Source organism: Hathewaya proteolytica DSM 3090 (assembly GCF_900142225.1).
Lineage (GTDB): Bacteria > Bacillota > Clostridia > Clostridiales > Clostridiaceae > Hathewaya > Hathewaya proteolytica.
In genome coordinates, this window is record NZ_FRAD01000010.1 from 39,744 (window position 1) to 57,443 (window position 17,700).

A 17,700-nucleotide genomic window follows, 5' to 3' on the forward strand; every position below is an offset into this window, starting at 1 on the left:
ATAATATGGATTGGAGTTTTTTGAGTTCCGTATTTAAGTATATCATTATTATACTACTATATGTAATTATCATTGTAGCGCTTGGAATAATGTACAGAGACATAAAAAAACCTAAAAAGTATAGAAAGAGTACATCAAAAAAATTTGCTTTAGAGGTTATAAAAGCGGATAAGTCAAAAGAATTGCCTAAAGGAGCTATAGTACCAATTTTAGATGAAGTGAATGTGGGTAGAAAGCAAGATAATAACTTGGTATTAGATGATGAATTTGTGTCATCCTATCACAGTAAATTGTATACAAGACAAGGCAATCTAATAATCCAAGATCTCAACAGTACAAATGGAACATATGTAAACAATCAACATATTAAAGGTGAGGCAATAGTTAAAACAGGAGATGTTATTAAAATAGGAAATACACTATTTAAAGTAATTTCTTAAATTAAAGGAGTTTTGTCATGCAAAATAATCTTAAAGAACAAAAGAGATTGTTAAGATATACCTATTTATTCGTCATAGTATGCTTTACCAATCTTACAATTTTACAAAAACCCTTTGATTATAGAGCACTAATCATAGGGGCATCTCTTATTGTCATCTTGAATCTCTCTTGTATTGTACTAAGGCACTTTTTTCCTAAGGGAGATAAGTATCTTCTTATATTTGCCAATTTACTATCGGTAATTGGCATAACAATGTTGTACCGATTGAATACCTCAACTGCCATAAGGCAAGTGGTATGGGTTTCAGTGGGCATAGCCATATTTATGTTCGTGATTATTGTTATTCCAGACATAGAGAGGTTTTCTAAATATAAGTTCGTGTTTATGTTTATAACTATTGTACTTATGTCTCTTGGAACTTTTTTTGGAGAAGAAACATATGGGGCTAAGAACTGGATACGTATAGGCGGCATAACTGTACAGCCATCAGAGTTTGGTAAAATCGCACTTATAGCTTATCTTGCAGCAGCCTTACATCAGTATGAAAAAAAGGCCCAAGGCCATAACATCAAGCTTCTTATTGAACCAGCCATAGTTGTCATGGTATGCCTATTGTTTATGGTACTTCAGACAGACCTAGGATCCGCATTACTTATATTTTCAATTTCCGTTACTATGCTATATATAGCAACTTCCCAGGGAAAGTATGTACTGCTTTGCTTGGGGCTTTTTGCTTGTGGTGCCGTGATGAGTTATTTCTTATTTGGTCACGTGAGAACCAGAGTTCAAATCTGGATAGACCCGTGGAAGTATGCCTATGGTCCAGGAGGGCAGATTGTACAGTCTCTTATAGCTATTTCTTCGGGAGGATTTTTTGGGTCGGGGCTTGGCTTAGGGGCTCCACAGGTTATCCCTGTAGTTCTGTCCGATTTTATTTTTTCAGCTATTTGCGAGGAAATGGGGATTGTTGTTGGAATAGGGATGATACTAATATATTTCCTTATGTTCTATAGAAGTATGAGAGCTTCCATAAATGCAAGGAACAACTTTGGAAAGTTATTGGGTGTAGGATTCAGTACTATGATAACAACGCAAGTTCTTGTAATTGTGGGTGGAGTCATAGGAGCTATTCCACTTACAGGAATTACTTTGCCTTTTGTAAGTGCAGGTGGAAGTTCTATGCTGGTGACATATTTTTCTTTAGCTGTCATACAGAAAATATCTGAGGAGGATGAATGATCAATGAAGGATATATCTGAAAACATAAAAAAGGTTCTTGCCATATTTTTGATAATGTTTGTTACCGTTATGTCTTATCTTTTATACATTTATTCTGCAAGGGGCGAAAAGATTGTTAACAGCCCCTTTAATCAGAGATTATGGTATGAACGCGTCAATGTGGTTCGTGGAAATATTAGAGATAGAGATGGGAATGTGCTTGTAGAGAGCAAGGGGATAAAAGATAATGTACAGACGCTAAACTACAAAGGCGGTGCAGCCTTTGCACACATTCTTGGATATATGGATAAAAGCTATGGACTAACAGGTTTACAGCGCCTTTTCGATGAAGATCTTATGGGAAAACAAATGGGTATTTTTAATCCTAGCGATGAAAAAGGAAAAAAACATGGTTATGACTTAAAAACTACTTTGGATAGTCAACTTCAAAAGAAAGCATATAACCTATTGAATGGAAAAAAGGGTGCAGTGGTGGCCATAGATCCTAGAAACGGAGAATTATTATCTGTGGTATCTACTCCATCTTATGATCCAAACAAGCTACAGCAAGATTGGAAACGAATCAGTACTAGTGCAGATAGTCCATTGCTCAACAGGGCTATTGCAGGTATGTATCCACCAGGATCAACCTTTAAGATTATTACAGCTGCTAGTGCACTGAAAAACATTGACAATATTAAAACAGAAATATATAAAGATGAAGGAGCTCTAAAATTTGGAGATAGCACATCAATAAAAAATTTTGCTGGCGAAGTTTTGGGCAATATAAATTTAAAACAGGCAATAACTCATTCTAGCAATGCTTATTTTGGAAATCTAGGTATAAGACTTGGAAACAATAAGCTAAAGGAAACAGCAGAGGGTTTTATGTTCAATAAGGACATTCCTGCTATAGGACTTCTAATTGAAAACAGCAAGTTCCCTGAAATAAGCAAATCTTCAAAGGGGGATATGGCTCAAAGTGCTATAGGACAGGGTCAGGTATTAGCCACTCCAATGGAGATGGCTTTGGTGGCCAGTGCAGTGGCTAACAAAGGGAAAATAATGAAACCAATTTTAGTCACTGAGACATATAATAAGAATAGAATAATTAAAAGGTACCATAGCGAAGTTATTTCCCAGCCAATAATGGAAGATGATGCAGATTATTTAAAAGCTGCCATGAGAGAAGTCGTTAAAAGCGGCACAGGAAAAAATGCTGCAATTCCAGGAATCCAGATATGCGGAAAAACTGGAACAGCAGAACATCCTGAGAGCAAAAAAGATCATTCTTGGTTTATAGGATTTGGACCTTACGAAAACCCAACCATGGCCATAGCTGTAATCGTGGAGGAAGGTGGCACTGGAGCTAGTTCTGCAGCACCAATTGCAAGAGAACTATTTAGAACTTATTTGAAATAGTATTGCCATTGAACTTAAAACAAAAGATGGAGGATGTAAGGCATGCAGGGAAAAACTCACGCTGCTCTTGGAGTTGCGGCATATATGATAGTCAGCGACGTTTTGCACAGCGAGTTTAGTGCAGCGGGATTTGTAGCCGCTGTTGTAAGCTCATTGATGGCAGACATAGATCACCCTAAGAGTTTAATAAACAAGTACATTCTACCCATTAAAAGTGAAAGAGTAAAGAGGGTATTTTATGCTGTATCTGGAATGCTAATTTTGTATGCTGATTATGCGCATTTTAACCTCTTACTTTTAAAGGTTATAGGAGTTACTTTGATTTTAATCAGTCTTAATTCTCATAGAAATGGATTGTCCCACAGCATAGCGGGCTTTGTAGCCACCATTGTAATGGGGATATTATTAGAGAAAGCTTGCAATGTAAGATATCTTGCCCTATATATAGGGGGTGGCTATTTTACACATATTTTGGGAGATTCCTTTACAAAAAATGGAGTACCTTTATTATACCCTATGAGTAAGAAGAAGGTTAGGATGCCTATATATTATACTGTAGGATCCTATACGGGAAATATGGTAGAAAACATCATATTTACGGCTACTTTATCTATGTTTATTATCAAGTTGTTTATTTTAAATTAGATAAAATACTAAAGAAAGGACAGAAACCATGTTTGATTTCCAATACCATTTAAAAAATCTGCCAGATAAACCCGGTGTATATCTCATGAAAAATGATTTAGGCGAAATCATCTACGTGGGAAAAGCAAAAAATTTAAAAAATAGGGTAAGGCAGTACTTTCAACATTCTAAAAATAAATCTCAAAAAGTGAAAAACATGGTGCAGAACATCAGCGAGTTCGAATATATTGTGACGGATTCGGAGATGGAAGCATTAATCCTAGAGTGTAATCTCATTAAAAAATACAATCCAAAGTACAATATTCTTTTAAAGGACGACAAGTACTACCCATCTATAAAGATTACCATAAAAGAAGATTTTCCAAGGATCTTTGTCAGCAGAAATCATGAAAAGGATGGGTGCAAGTATTTTGGACCATACCCCAATGCAGGGGCTGTTTACGAGGTTATGGAGCTTTTGAAGAAGGTTTTTCAGCTTAGAACCTGTAAACTAAATATAAAGGAAAATGAAACGAAGAATGTAAGGCCATGTTTAAATTATCATATTGGGAAGTGTAAAGCCCCTTGTGCAGGCTATATTTCAAAGGAAGATTACAATAAATCAATAAACCATATCATAGATATATTGAATGGTAAGGATAAGAGTTTATTAAATGACCTTCAAAGGGAAATGGAAAAATGTTCTGAGGAACTGAATTTTGAGGAGGCGGCAAAGCTTAGAGATAAAATTCTAGCCATAAGAGCTGTTATGGAAAAACAGAAAATTGTCAGCAATAACTTTGAAAATGAGGATTTTATTAATATTTGTAAGGATGAAAAAGATAGTTGCATTCAAATCTTCTTTTGTAGGAGCGGAAAAATAACGGGTCGAGAAAGCTTTATATTAGAGAATACCTCAGAGGAAGACAATGTAGAAATCATAGGAGATTTTATAAAAAGGTTTTACGGTGGGGTAGCGTTTATCCCAAAAACCATATATGTGCCACAAATTCATGATGAAGAACTTCTAAGCCAATGGCTTTCTCTTAAAGCAGAGGTAAAGGTTTCTATAAAGGTTCCTCAAATCGGTGAAAAGAAGAAGATGATGGAATTAGTAGAGAGCAATGCTAAAACGACTCTTACCACATTTAAAGAAAAAATCCTCATGGAAAAACAACTGGAAGAGATGGTGTCAAGGGAGCTGGCAGAGCTTTTGGAACTTTGCAGTCCAATTGATAGAATTGAAGCCTATGACATATCAAATATAATGGGCATGGATTCTGTTGGAACCATGGTGGTCTTTGAAAAAGGAAAGCCAAAAAATAGCGATTACAGGAGATTCAAGATAAAAACTGTAGAAGGCGCTGATGACTATGAAAGTATGAGAGAAATTTTATATAGAAGATTTAAAAATGGGTTAGAGGAAATTGAAAAAATAAAAAGTCAAGAATTAAACTTTAATAATGCAAAGTTCTCATCCTTTCCAGATCTTATCATGATGGACGGGGGAAGAGGTCAAATTAATGTGGCCTTACAGGTGTTGCAGGATTTAAACCTTCATATACCTGTCTGTGGTATGGTTAAGGACAATAAACACAGAACAAGGGGACTTATTTTCAACAATGAAGAAATATTGATTAAAAGTAACTCTAAGCTCATGCATTTTATAACTAGAGTGCAAGATGAGGTTCATAGATTTGCTATAACCTATCATCGAACTCTTAGAAACAAGAGAGGACTCCATTCAATGCTAGAAGAAGTTCCTAGCATCGGAGCTAAGAGAAGGACTGAGCTTTTAAAACACTTTGGTAGCGTAGAAAATATAAGAAAAGCTTCAAAAAAAGAGCTTGAAGAAGTGCCAGGTATGAATAAAAAAGCGGCAGAGAATATTTTAAATTATTTTAAAGAAAGATAAGTATTGATAAATTATAACTTACAAAGTATACTTATACTGATTAATAATAGGCATTCAAGGAGTGTAAAATGTTTGAAAAAAATATATTACTAGAGAAATTATATAACTATTTAGATAGAAAAAATATTGAACTAGATGTTCCTATGAAGGAACACACAACCTTTAAACTTGGGGGAAAGGCTGAAGTATTTGTAAGCCCAGAGAATTATGAGCAAGTAAGGGCTTGTCTTAAGTGTTGCATAGAAAATAATACTCCTTATTTTGTACTTGGCAAGGGATCTAATTTACTTGTAAGAGATGGTGGATTCCATGGTGTAGTGATAAATTTAAAGAAGTTAGATAAATGTAGAGTAGAGGGAAAGTGTGTAATAGCTCAAGGTGGAGCTACCTTAATTCGTACAGCCATGATGGCAGCGGATAATTCTCTTAAAAACCTGGAGTTCGCCTCCGGTATACCTGGTAGTGTAGGTGGGGCAATCGCTATGAATGCAGGTGCCTATGGTGGAGAGATGAGCCATGTAGTAAAATCCATAAAGGTTATAGATGAAAATATGGAGATAAGGGATTTATGTCTACAAGAAATAGACTTTTCCTATAGAAATAGCATCGTCCTTAGAAAATCCTATATAGTTTTAGAATGTACCTTTGAATTGGAAAAGGGAAATGAAATAGAAATAAAAGATAGAATAAAGGATCTTACAAGGCGAAGAATAGAAAAGCAACCTTTGGAAAAGCCATCTGCAGGAAGTACTTTTAAAAGGCCACAGGGGATGTTTGCTGGAAAGCTCATTGAGGATACTGGACTTAAGGGTTATAGTATAGGTGATGCGCAGGTATCTGAAAAACACTCTAATTTTCTTGTAAACAATGGAAATGCCACAACAGCTGATATTTTAAAGCTTATTGAGCATATACAGAAAGAGGTATATAATAAGTTTAAGGTTAACCTTGAAACAGAGGTAAGAATAATTGGAGATGACAATTAAAACATTAATTCTATTTATTTGTAAATATGTATTGGGACTTTGATTGGAGGTGTAATGATGATGAAAATAATAATTGTAAGTGGACTTTCAGGAGCAGGGAAGAGTCAAGCTATGAAATCCCTAGAGGATTTGGGATATTTTTGTGTAGATAACTTGCCACCAGCTTTGATACCTAAATTTGCAGAGGCGTGTGGTAAGGGGTCGGAGAAGGTCCAAAGGGTTGCCCTTGCTATTGATATAAGAGGTGGAGAATTCTTTGAGGACATATACGACAGCATTAATTATCTTGAGGACAATGAGTACAATTACAAGGTTTTGTTCATCGAGGCCAATGACGATGTTCTTATAAAAAGATATAAAGAATCTAGGAGAAAGCATCCCCTAGCACCTGATGGAAGATTGCTTAAGGGCATAGACAGCGAGAGAAAGAAGCTAGGAAAAGTAAGAGATAAGGCAGATAATATCATAAATACTACAAAATTGACTGCAAGGCAATTGAAACAGAAAATTATTGAGATATACGGAGAAGATGGGCAGTTAGAAACTGATATTGCTATAACCGTGCTATCCTTTGGATTTAAGTATGGAATTCCCGTGGACTCAGATCTGGTCTTTGATGTTAGATTTCTTCCAAATCCTTTTTATATAATGGAGCTTAAGAAATTTTCAGGTCTTGACAAGGAAGTAGATGAGTACGTATTTTCCTTTGAAGAAACTAGGGAATTTGTAGACAAACTAATAGATTTATTTAACTTTCTTATACCTAGATATAAGAAAGAAGGAAAACATCAACTTATAATTTCCATAGGGTGTACAGGTGGAAGACATAGATCTGTGGCTATAGCAAAAAAACTATATGACAAACTAAACGAAAAAAAGTACAGGGTGAATTTAGACCATAGAGATATAAATGAAGATGCGAACAGAGGAGTTTTGAAGCTATGAAGCTGAAATTTTTGTTTTCCCGTGCTGAAGGCATAAAAAAATGGTTAGTTTCTCTTGTTATTGGCATAATAATTGTAATATCGTGCTGTATAGCAATTGGATATCACGCTGATGACAATGTTTTAGCTGTAGGTCTTTATGCGGTGGCAGTGTTTTTTGGGCTACTTCTATGTGTGGTGTCTATAAAGGCGTCACTAAAATGTATAGTAAGACTTATAAATAGACTAAATAATAATATTTTAGATTCTAAGAAATTGGAAAAGGAGCTCTGTGAAAGTGCTGAAATTTCTAAAGGACCAAGGGTTGTATTAATAGGTGGGGGTACTGGGCTTTCCAATCTTCTTAGAGGTATGAAAAAATTCACTTGCAACATAACGGCTATTGTAACTGTGGGAGACGATGGAGGGGGATCTGGCATCTTAAGACAAGACTTAGATATGATTCCACCAGGAGATATACGAAACTGCATTCTTGCCTTAGCAAATACGGAACCTATTATGGAGGAATTGCTAGAGTACAGGTTTACAGAGGGGCGCTTAAAGGGTCAGAGCTTTGGAAATCTATTTCTAGCAGCTATGGACGGAATATCTGAGAATTTCATGGAAGCAGTAAAAAAGGTGAGTTCAGTACTGGCAGTGAAGGGAAATGTGCTACCAGTTACTATGAAGAAAATAACTTTGAAAGCAAAACTAGAAAATGGGAACATGGTTGAAGGTGAGTCCAATATTCCAAAGGAAGCATCAGAACAAAATTCACCTATAAAAAAAATGTATATAGAGCCAAGTGATGCTAGGGGGCTTAGAGAAGCAGTACTTGCCATTAAAGAGGCAGATGCTATAATCATGGGTCCAGGAAGTCTGTACACTAGTATAATGCCAAATCTTTTAGTCAATGACATACGAAAAGAAATTCACAAATCTGTGGCGACAAAGATATATATTTCAAATATTATGACACAACATGGGGAGACAGATAACTTTACAGTAAAAGATCATGTGAAGATAATTCAGGATCATTGTGGCAAGGAGATAATCGATTATGTCATTGCAAACAATGGAAGTATATCTGAAGAACTAGAAAAAAAGTACTATTCAGAAGAAGCAAAGCTTGTAGAACTCAATAAAGAAGAAGTTGAAAAATTAGGTGTTAAACTTATTGAAGACAATTTAATAAAAGTAAAGGACAACTTTATACGTCACGATACTTACAGAATTTGTGAGATAATTGTCAATGATATTATGAAGAAAGAGTTGTGTCTTCACGAAAAAAAGCGTCTTCAAGATATAAAACAGCAATTGGATCTAACAAAAAAGTAGCAATGTTAAGAAGGAAAATAAGAAATAGGAGTAGATTATGTCGTTTTCATCAAAGGTAAAAAGTGAAGTTTGCAGGATAACGGATATGTCCAAAGAGGAAGCAAGATCCCTTTTATCGGCTATCATGAAAGTTAGTGGTTCTATTACCATTGGATGCAATAGGCAGGTTAGCTTTAAGGTAACTACAGAAAATCCTGCCATTGCAAGGCTTACATTTAAGATATTAAAAGAACACTTCAAAATTCATACAAGATTACTTGTAAAACGAAGTAACTCTCTTAAGAAAAATAATGTATACATGGTTATGATAACTGAGGAAATGGGACTTAGAGAATTTTTATATGGGATAAAGATTTTAGATGACAAGGAAGATATATTATCCTTTAATTACACAGTTCCAGAGGAATTTATAGATACAGATTTGACACGTAAGGCATATATAAGAGGGGCCTTTCTAGGAGCTGGGAGTATCAGCAATCCTGAAAAAACCTACCATTTAGAGTTTGTAACCCACAATGAAGACTATGCCAATGAACTGAGCAGAGTTATAAATTCTTATGATTTAAATTCAAAAGTTATTCAAAGAAAAAATAGTTATATTGTGTACTTAAAAGAAGGGGAACAAATTGTTGATGTGCTAAACATCATCGGTGCCCATTCAAATCTTTTATACTTAGAAAATGTTAGAATAATGAAGGAAATGCGCAACAACGTAAACAGACTTGTAAATTGTGAAACAGCCAATTTAAGCAAAACCGTCAATGCAGCAGTGCGTCAGATTGAGTGCATAAAGCGCATCGAAAGTGAACTAGGATTGCAAAGACTGCCGGCAAACCTAAGAGAAATAGCAGAACTTAGGATAAAATATCCTGATGAATCCTTAAAGGATTTAGGCATGATGTTAGACCCACCAGTGGGGAAATCTGGTGTCAATCATAGACTTAGAAGAATCGAAAAAATAGCAAATGAAATAATTAAAGATAAAAAATAGAGCTGGCTTAATTGCCAGCTCTATTTTCGTCACCAACGTAATCAGTTTCCAAACTCTCTAAATTTTCATCTTGTATGTTGTCACATTTATTTTTACAGTATTTACTTAAGGCATAATAGCCAGCAGCAAGACCTAAGATTGTAAACCTTTTCATTCGTTTAAAATTTGACTTCACGCAAATCACCTCTACATTATTTTTTGTAGTTATATAAATATTATACTATTGAGTTGATGGAATGTACACAGGATTTATCTTATAAAGTATAAAACGCAGATTCTGGGGGAGAATCTGCGTTTATTTTGGGGGGAATTAATAATTAACCGAAATATCTTTCCAATAATCCTTTGAAGCCTTTTCCATGTCTTGCTTCGTCTTTTGCCATTTCATGAACTGTGTCGTGAATTGCATCGTAGTTTAATTTCTTAGCTAAAGTTGCAAGCTCTTTCTTTCCAGCAGTTGCACCGTGTTCAGCGTCAACTCTCATCTCAAGGTTTTTCTTTGTGTCGTTAGTTAAAACTTCACCAAGTAATTCAGCAAACTTTGCAGCATGCTCAGCTTCTTCTAAAGCGTATCTCTTGAAAGCTTCAGCTATTTCTGGGTAACCATCTCTATCTGCTTGACGGCTCATGGCAAGGTACATACCAACTTCAGTACACTCTCCAGCGAAGTTTGCTCTTAATCCTTCTAATACTTGTGGATCTACGCCTTGAGCAACGCCTACTTTATGTTCATCAGCCCAAGTCATGCCTTCTTCGTTCTTTTCTATAAATTTATCTCTTGTTGCTTTACATATTGGACAGACTTCTGGAGCCTGTTCTCCTTCATAAACATATCCACATACTGAACAAACAAATTTTTTCATAATCATTATCCTCCTAGATTTATATCTTAATTATTTATTATCTTTAATATTCAATAACTATCTGACAGTTATTATTATACGATAATAATTATTATTTAGCAATAGGTTTTTGAAAAAAATTTAAAAAAAGTTTTTTGGGGTTTTTCTAGTAATTAATTAGTCGTATATTATATGATATGACTTGACTTTGAGATATAATAATTATTATAGGAATAAAATTTACAGGAAAGGAGCGAGAATATTATGGGAGAGTTTGTTCACTTACATACACATACGGGATACAGTCTTCTAGATGGAGCCGGAAAGATTCCAGACATCATAAAGAGAACAAAGGAACTAGGTATGGATGCCATAGCCATAACAGACCATGGTTCCATGTTTGGCTGTGTAGAGTTTTATAAGGAAGCTAAAAAAGAAGGAATAAAACCCATTATAGGATGTGAAATTTATGTAGCTACAAAATCCATGTACATCAAAAATCCGGACAGCGACAATGAGACTTGTCATCTCGTTCTTTTGGTTAAGAATGAAACAGGTTATGAAAATTTGATGAAAATAGTAAGTAAAGCCTCTATAGATGGGTTTTATTATAAACCTCGTGTGGATCATGAATATCTTCAAGCTCACAGTGAAGGACTTATAGCCACCAGTGCTTGTCAAGGAGGAGAAGTGCAAAAGTATCTTCTTCGAGGATTGCATGACAAGGCCAAGAGTGCAGCATTATTTTACAAATCCATTTTTAAGGACAGTTTTTACTTGGAACTTCAATATCACGGAACTCCAGAGGATTTAAAGCTCAATGAGGAATTGGTGAAGTTGTCCAAGGAAACTCACATTCCTTTAGTTTGCACAAATGATATTCACTACGTAAATAAGGACGATTGGTATGCCCATGATGTGCTTATATGTATACAGACAGGTAAAACTGTGGACGATGAAAATAGAATGCAATACTCCGCTAGGGATTTTTATATAAAGTCCCCGGAAGAGATGAAGAAAAACTTTGCCTATGCACCAGAGGCCATTGAAAACACTGTAAAAATTGCAGAGCAGTGCAATTTTGATTATGAATTTCACAAATCAAAGCTTCCAAATTTTCCATTGCCTGAAAGCACAAATCATGCAGAATATCTAGAGGAACGTTGCTATGAAGGTCTAGTAATGAGGTATGATGTGTTTGGGGAACTTAGGAATAAAGATATAAGCCCGAAACAGGTTAGAAAATTTGCAGAAGAAAATGAAGAAGCAAGGATGTATACGGAGAGAATGGATTATGAGCTCAATGTAATTACCACCATGGGATACGTGGATTATTTTCTAATAGTTTGGGATTTTATACGATTTGCTAGGGAAAATGGAATAATGACAGGGCCAGGAAGAGGCTCAGGGGCTGCTTCCATCGTTGCTTATTCCTTGGAGATAACTAAAATAGATCCAATCAAATATAACCTTATTTTTGAAAGGTTTTTAAATCCAGAGAGAATATCCATGCCCGATATTGATAGTGACTTTTGCTACGAAAGAAGGCAAGAAGTAATTGACTATGTGGTAGAAAAGTATGGTAAGGACAACGTGTCTCAAATTGTGACCTTTGGTACCATGGCCGCTAGAGTTTGTATAAGAGATGTAGGAAGAGCCATGAATTATAGCTATGGTGAAGTGGATAAAATAGCAAAGATGGTTCCAGCCATGTTGAACATCACCATTGACAAGGCACTGGAAATAAATCCAGAATTGAAAGAAGCATATGATGGCGATGAAAGAGTAAAAAACCTAATAGATATAGCCAAAAGATTAGAAGGTCTTCCAAGGCACACCTCTACCCATGCAGCAGGTGTTGTTATAGCGTCAAAACCTCTTGTAAATTATGTACCACTTCTAAAAAATGAAGAAGCTATTGTGGCACAATTTGACATGAACACGCTGGAAGAACTTGGACTTTTAAAGATGGATTTCCTTGGTCTTAGAACTCTTACGGTTATTAGAGATACAGTGAATATAATTAAAGAAACTAAAGGCATAGATGTGGACATGGACAAAATAGATTTTGAAGACAAAAATGTCTACAATATGATAGGTGAAGGAGATACTGTAGGAGTATTTCAATTAGAGTCCTCTGGTATGACTAGCTTTATGAAGGATTTAAAGCCAGACAGTTTAGAGGATATAATAGCTGGTATAAGTCTTTATAGACCAGGTCCTATGGCAGAAATACCACGTTATGTGCAAAACAAACGAGATCCTCAGCATATTGAGTATATAACACCAGAGTTAGAGCCTATTTTAAATGTTACCTATGGGTGTACCATTTACCAAGAGCAGGTAATGCAGGTAGTAAGGGATCTTGCTGGCTATTCCATGGGACGAAGTGACTTAGTAAGAAGAGCCATGTCCAAAAAGAAACACAAGGTCATGGAAGAAGAGAGACATAATTTCATCCACGGTATTGTAGATGAAAATGGAAAGGTGGAGGTAGAGGGCTGCCTTAGAAGGGGTATTAGTGAAGACGTAGCCAACGCCATATACGATTCCCTCATGGATTTCGCTTCCTATGGTTTCAATAAAGCCCATGCAGCAGCCTATGCCATTGTAGCCTATGAAACGGCATACCTGATAAGGTATTACCCTGTAGAGTACACAGCGGCAATTTTAAACTCTGTCATGGGCAATAGTGAAAAAGTTTCTTTTTATATAAGATATGCGGAGAGTGCAGGAATACAGGTGTTGACACCGGATATAAACAAAAGTTATGCCAAGTTTACTGTGGAAAATGGATGCATACGATTTGGATTGGCATCGGTGAAGAATGTAGGAATAAATGTGATAAATGAAATTGTTAAGTCTAGAAATGAAAAAGGTGATTTTATAGATTTCCTTGACTTTTGCAATAAGATAGATGGAAATTATATAAATAAAAGAGTGGTGGAGAGTCTAATTAAGGTGGGAGCCTTTGATAGATTTCAGATACACAGATCTCAATTACTCATGGTATATGAAAAAATTCTAGATGGCATAATAACTAGCAAGAGAAAGAACATAGAAGGGCAGATTAGTCTTTTTGACAGTCCTTCTGAGGAAATGGCCAGTGTTAGTTTTGAGTATCCAAAGATTAATGAGTTCGAGAAGAAATACCTTCTTGCCATGGAAAAAGAGATGAGTGGCATATATCTTTCAGGACATCCGCTAGATGAGTACGAAGAGACTTTAAATGTACTCCATGTGACTCCATTATCTAATATTGTCAGCAGAGAAGAACAATTGGATGAAGAGGACAATCTAGAATCCGTAGTGATGAATAAAAAGGTGAATCTAGCAGATGGAGAAACTGTGGTTATTGCAGGGTTAATATCTACTGTGAAGAGGCTTACTACAAAGAAAAATGATTTTATGGCATTTATAAACGTGGAGGATCTAGAAGAGTCCGTGGAGTGCATAGTATTTCCTAAAATTCTTTCTCAATTCAACAATCTCATTGAAGAAGATAATCTAGTAGTAATACGAGGAAGAATTAGCTACAAGGATGAGGAAACTAAGATATTATGTGAACACATTGAGCAGCTATATAAAATAGGAGACGAAAAGATATACGCCCTACTTGAAGATGAACCAGAAGTAAGGAAGATTACAGATCTTATAAAGAAAAATATTGATAAGTTCAAAGGGCGAACTCCCGTATATTTATGCACAAAAGATAGAAAAACATTCTTGATAGATAGGGAGTATTGGGTCAACGGAGAAATGGAAGTACTTAAATTTTTAAAAGAACACTGCGGAGAGGAAAACGTAAAAGTAATAACGCAACATGGCTAATACAAGGTTTTTATGAAAATTTGTAAGTGCATATTTAAAAATTGGTTCAAATAGGATACAATATATATGTATATTTATTTTTATTTTTGGGTATAAGTTTGTAAAATAATTAACAGGAGGGGCATAGCGATGAAGAGAATAGGGATATTAACCAGCGGTGGAGATGCGCCAGGTATGAATGCTGCCATAAGAGCAATAGTTAGAACCGGCATTGAAAACAATTTAGAAGTCATGGGAGTTCATAGAGGATTCAGCGGACTTATTAATGGTGAAATATTCGAGATGAATCGAAGAAGCGTTTCGGAAATTATACACAAAGGTGGCACAGTACTTAAAACTGCCAGATGTGAAGAGTTTAAAACAGAAGAAGGAAGAGAACGAGGCGCAAAGGTATTAAAGGTTTTTGGCGTAGAAGGGCTTGTAGTTATAGGAGGAGATGGAACCTTTAGGGGAGCCCAGTATTTATCTAAACTTGGTGTTGCAACTATTGGAATACCGGCAACCATTGACAATGATCTTCCATACACGGATTACACCATTGGCTTCGATACAGCGCAGAACACAGTTTTAGACGCTATAAATAAAATCAGGGATACATCTTCATCACATCAGAGGGTGAGTATCGTGGAAGTAATGGGTAGAAACTGTGGAGATATTGCTATATTCACTGGTATAGGCGGAGGAGCTGAGAAAATAATAGTTCCAGAAAAGGATTTCGATGCAGATGAGTTGTGCAAAATTATTTTAGAGGGTAAGGCCCGTGGAAAAATGCACAATTTGATAATTCTGGCGGAAGGTGTTGGTGGAGCTATACCTCTAGCAGAAAAAGTTGAAGACGTAACGGGTATAGAGACAAGAGCCACAGTGCTTGGACATATACAGCGTGGAGGCAGTCCATCTTCTTTAGATAGAATTTTATCGTCCCTTATGGGAGCCAAGGCAGTGGAGTTATTGCTTCAAGGTCAATCATCAAGAGTTATAGGCGTAAAAGATGGAAAAATAGCAGATTTCGATATAGATGAAGCTCTTTCTGTAAAAAGAGAGTTCAAAGAATCGTTATATAATTTGTCCAACATTCTTTCAAAATAGGATATACATTCTATTTTGAAATTTTAAGAAAACGTTTTCTGAAAGTAATTTCCAGCCTAATGAACTAAAATTAAAAGGAGAATCGAATATGAAAAAAACAAAGATGATATGTACCATAGGACCATCTAGCAATAATGAAAGTGTGATAAAGCAACTAATATTAGCAGGAATGAATGCATCAAGACATAATTTTTCTCACGGAAATCATGAAACACATAAAATAAATATGGATATGGTAAAGAAAGTAAGAAAAGAGTTAGACACTCCTGTAGCCATACTTTTAGATACAAAAGGACCAGAAATCAGAACAGGCAATTTTGAAAAAAATGTGGTAGAGCTTAAAGAAAAAAATAAATTCACTATATATTGTCTTGAGACAATCTTAGGAGATGAGACAAAATGCTCCGTTACATATGAAAACCTGTACAAAGATGTGACACCTGGGGACAAAATTCTCATAGACGATGGACTTGTGGGTTTGCGCGTTGAAAAAATTGAACAGGGTAAAATTCATTGTGTTGTTATAAATAGCGGTGTAGTTAGCAATCACAAGGGCGTAAATGTACCAGGCGTTTCTATTAAGCTGCCATCTCTTACAGAACAGGACATAAATGACTTGAAATTTGCCGTAGAACAGGATGTAGACGTCATAGCAGCTTCTTTTATAAGAACTGCTTTAGATGTTATAAATATAAGAAGGACATTGAACAAATTTGGAGGAGACAAAATACTTATATTCTCTAAAATTGAAAATCAAGAAGGTGTGGACAATATAGATAAAATCATAAAATATTCCGATGGAATAATGGTGGCAAGAGGAGATCTTGGAGTAGAGATTCCTGCAGAAGAAGTGCCACTAGTTCAGAAAATGATCATCGAAAAATGCAATGCCGTTGGAAAGCCAGTTATCACTGCCACACAGATGTTGGATTCAATGATGAGAAATCCAAGACCAACTAGGGCAGAAGCATCAGACGTTGCCAATGCTATCTTTGATGGTACGGACTGCGTAATGTTAAGCGGTGAAACAGCAGGAGGTAAATACCCTGTGGAAGCTGCAGAAACCATGGCAAGAATTGCAGAAAAAGCTGAGAGCGCTATAAACTATGAGGTTATTCGCAACAGAAAATCCATAAAACAGATTACAGTGCCAGATGCCATAAGCATGGCCACATGCACCACGGCAAAGCAGTTAAATGCAAAGGCTATCATAACATCAACACAAAGCGGTCACACAGCAAAGATGGTTTCAAAATACAGACCAGAAAGCCCTATAATCGCTGTCACACCATATGAATCCGTGGCAAGAAAATTAGCCTTATGCTGGGGCGTATACTCTGTGTACTCAGAAAAGGTAAACACTACAGACGATATGATAAAGCAAGCCGTGAAGAAAACTCAGGAACATGGCTATGTGGAAAATGGTGATCTTGTGGTTCTTACAGCAGGCATCCCAGTAAATTATGTGGGAAGTACCAACATGATAAAAGTTCACATCGTAGGAGATGTACTGGTTGCGGGTATTGGAAGAGGAACTTGTGCTGACGGCACCAGTGGTACTGCAAAGGTTGTAAAAGGTTCGGTGGAAGCAACAGACATTATCGAACAAGGGGATGTGCTTGTAACAAGGGATATAGACATGACTTATGTGGAAGTGTTAGACAAAGTTTCCGGTATAATTATCGAGGAAGAGTGCGATCTTGCAGTGCTTGTACTTTGCGAGGCAAAAAATGTTCCGGTGATCTACGGAGCTAAGGGCGCAACTAGCATTATTAAATCCGGTTCTTTTGTAAGATTGAAAATAAAAGAGGGCATAGTATACTCTGGCAAATCAACTCTAACAGAAAATTAAATTTGCCAGAACACTAAATAGAACACAAAGATTAAATAAGTCAAGAAAAACATTTCGTAAAAACTCAATAAAAACAAAATTAACTAAAATATAATAAAAAATTTACAATTTGTTCATCAAAATTAGCCTAAAAATGGTTATAATGTATTAGTAACGTACACACATTTTAGGCAACTGATTTTAATTTATTATTTGCACCTGGTATAGGTGCTTTTTTTTTGACGTCT

At 35.8% G+C, this 17,700-nt stretch carries 14 protein-coding genes; 12 read left to right on the top strand and 2 right to left on the bottom strand.

Going from position 1 to position 17,700, the window contains the following annotated elements:
* The first annotated feature begins 5 nt into the window (after positions 1-5).
* From BUA73_RS06740 to whiA, 9 genes are all read left to right on the top strand, one after another.
* The gene (locus BUA73_RS06740; protein WP_072903393.1) at positions 6-440 is read left to right on the top strand and encodes an FHA domain-containing protein; all 435 of its coding nucleotides are present in this window, start codon (positions 6-8) and stop codon (positions 438-440) included.
* A gap of 17 nt (positions 441-457) precedes the next feature.
* Positions 458-1,681: an FtsW/RodA/SpoVE family cell cycle protein gene (locus BUA73_RS06745; protein ID WP_072903394.1), complete on the top strand. Its 1,224-nt coding sequence runs from the start codon at positions 458-460 to the stop codon at positions 1,679-1,681.
* Between the two features lie 3 nt (positions 1,682-1,684).
* Complete coding sequence (locus tag BUA73_RS06750) at positions 1,685-3,082, top strand: peptidoglycan D,D-transpeptidase FtsI family protein (RefSeq protein WP_072903395.1); 1,398 nt, start codon at positions 1,685-1,687, stop codon at positions 3,080-3,082.
* 42 nt (positions 3,083-3,124) lie between these two features.
* Positions 3,125-3,727: a metal-dependent hydrolase gene (locus BUA73_RS06755; protein WP_072903396.1), complete on the top strand. Its 603-nt coding sequence runs from the start codon at positions 3,125-3,127 to the stop codon at positions 3,725-3,727.
* 28 nt (positions 3,728-3,755) lie between these two features.
* Complete coding sequence (gene uvrC, locus BUA73_RS06760) at positions 3,756-5,621, top strand: excinuclease ABC subunit UvrC (RefSeq protein WP_072903397.1); 1,866 nt, start codon at positions 3,756-3,758, stop codon at positions 5,619-5,621.
* Positions 5,622-5,689: 68 nt separating this feature from the next.
* Positions 5,690-6,607, top strand: coding sequence for a UDP-N-acetylmuramate dehydrogenase (gene murB / locus BUA73_RS06765; protein ID WP_072903398.1), 918 nt, complete (start codon positions 5,690-5,692; stop codon positions 6,605-6,607).
* 60 nt (positions 6,608-6,667) lie between these two features.
* Entirely contained in the window at positions 6,668-7,552 is an 885-nt protein-coding gene (rapZ, locus tag BUA73_RS06770; RefSeq protein WP_072903435.1) for an RNase adapter RapZ, read from the top strand.
* On the top strand, positions 7,549-8,868 hold the full coding sequence (locus BUA73_RS06775) for a gluconeogenesis factor YvcK family protein (RefSeq protein WP_072903399.1): 1,320 nt from the start codon (positions 7,549-7,551) through the stop codon (positions 8,866-8,868). Before rapZ ends, BUA73_RS06775 begins: the two co-directional genes overlap by 4 nt.
* A 37-nt stretch (positions 8,869-8,905) precedes the next feature.
* Positions 8,906-9,859, top strand: coding sequence for a DNA-binding protein WhiA (whiA, locus tag BUA73_RS06780; RefSeq protein WP_072903400.1), 954 nt, complete (start codon positions 8,906-8,908; stop codon positions 9,857-9,859).
* A gap of 7 nt (positions 9,860-9,866) precedes the next feature.
* Here the strand turns inward: whiA and BUA73_RS14080 are convergent, their stop codons facing one another.
* Both BUA73_RS14080 and BUA73_RS06785 read right to left on the bottom strand, forming a co-directional pair.
* Complete coding sequence (locus BUA73_RS14080; protein WP_178139235.1) at positions 9,867-10,034, bottom strand: hypothetical protein; 168 nt, start codon at positions 10,032-10,034, stop codon at positions 9,867-9,869.
* 142 nt (positions 10,035-10,176) lie between these two features.
* Positions 10,177-10,722: an NADH peroxidase gene (locus BUA73_RS06785; protein WP_072903401.1), complete on the bottom strand. Its 546-nt coding sequence runs from the start codon at positions 10,720-10,722 to the stop codon at positions 10,177-10,179.
* Positions 10,723-10,965: 243 nt separating this feature from the next.
* Here BUA73_RS06785 and BUA73_RS06790 point away from each other — a divergent pair, with 243 nt between their 5' ends.
* The 3 genes from BUA73_RS06790 to pyk all read left to right on the top strand — a co-directional run bounded on the left by BUA73_RS06790 (position 10,966) and on the right by pyk (position 17,473).
* Positions 10,966-14,532, top strand: a complete 3,567-nt coding sequence (locus BUA73_RS06790) for a DNA polymerase III subunit alpha (RefSeq protein WP_072903402.1) — start codon at positions 10,966-10,968, stop codon at positions 14,530-14,532.
* Positions 14,533-14,661: 129 nt separating this feature from the next.
* Complete coding sequence (gene pfkA / locus BUA73_RS06795) at positions 14,662-15,621, top strand: 6-phosphofructokinase (RefSeq protein WP_072903403.1); 960 nt, start codon at positions 14,662-14,664, stop codon at positions 15,619-15,621.
* Positions 15,622-15,709: 88 nt separating this feature from the next.
* Entirely contained in the window at positions 15,710-17,473 is a 1,764-nt protein-coding gene (gene pyk, locus BUA73_RS06800) for a pyruvate kinase (protein WP_072903404.1), read from the top strand.
* The last annotated feature ends 227 nt before the right edge of the window (positions 17,474-17,700 follow it).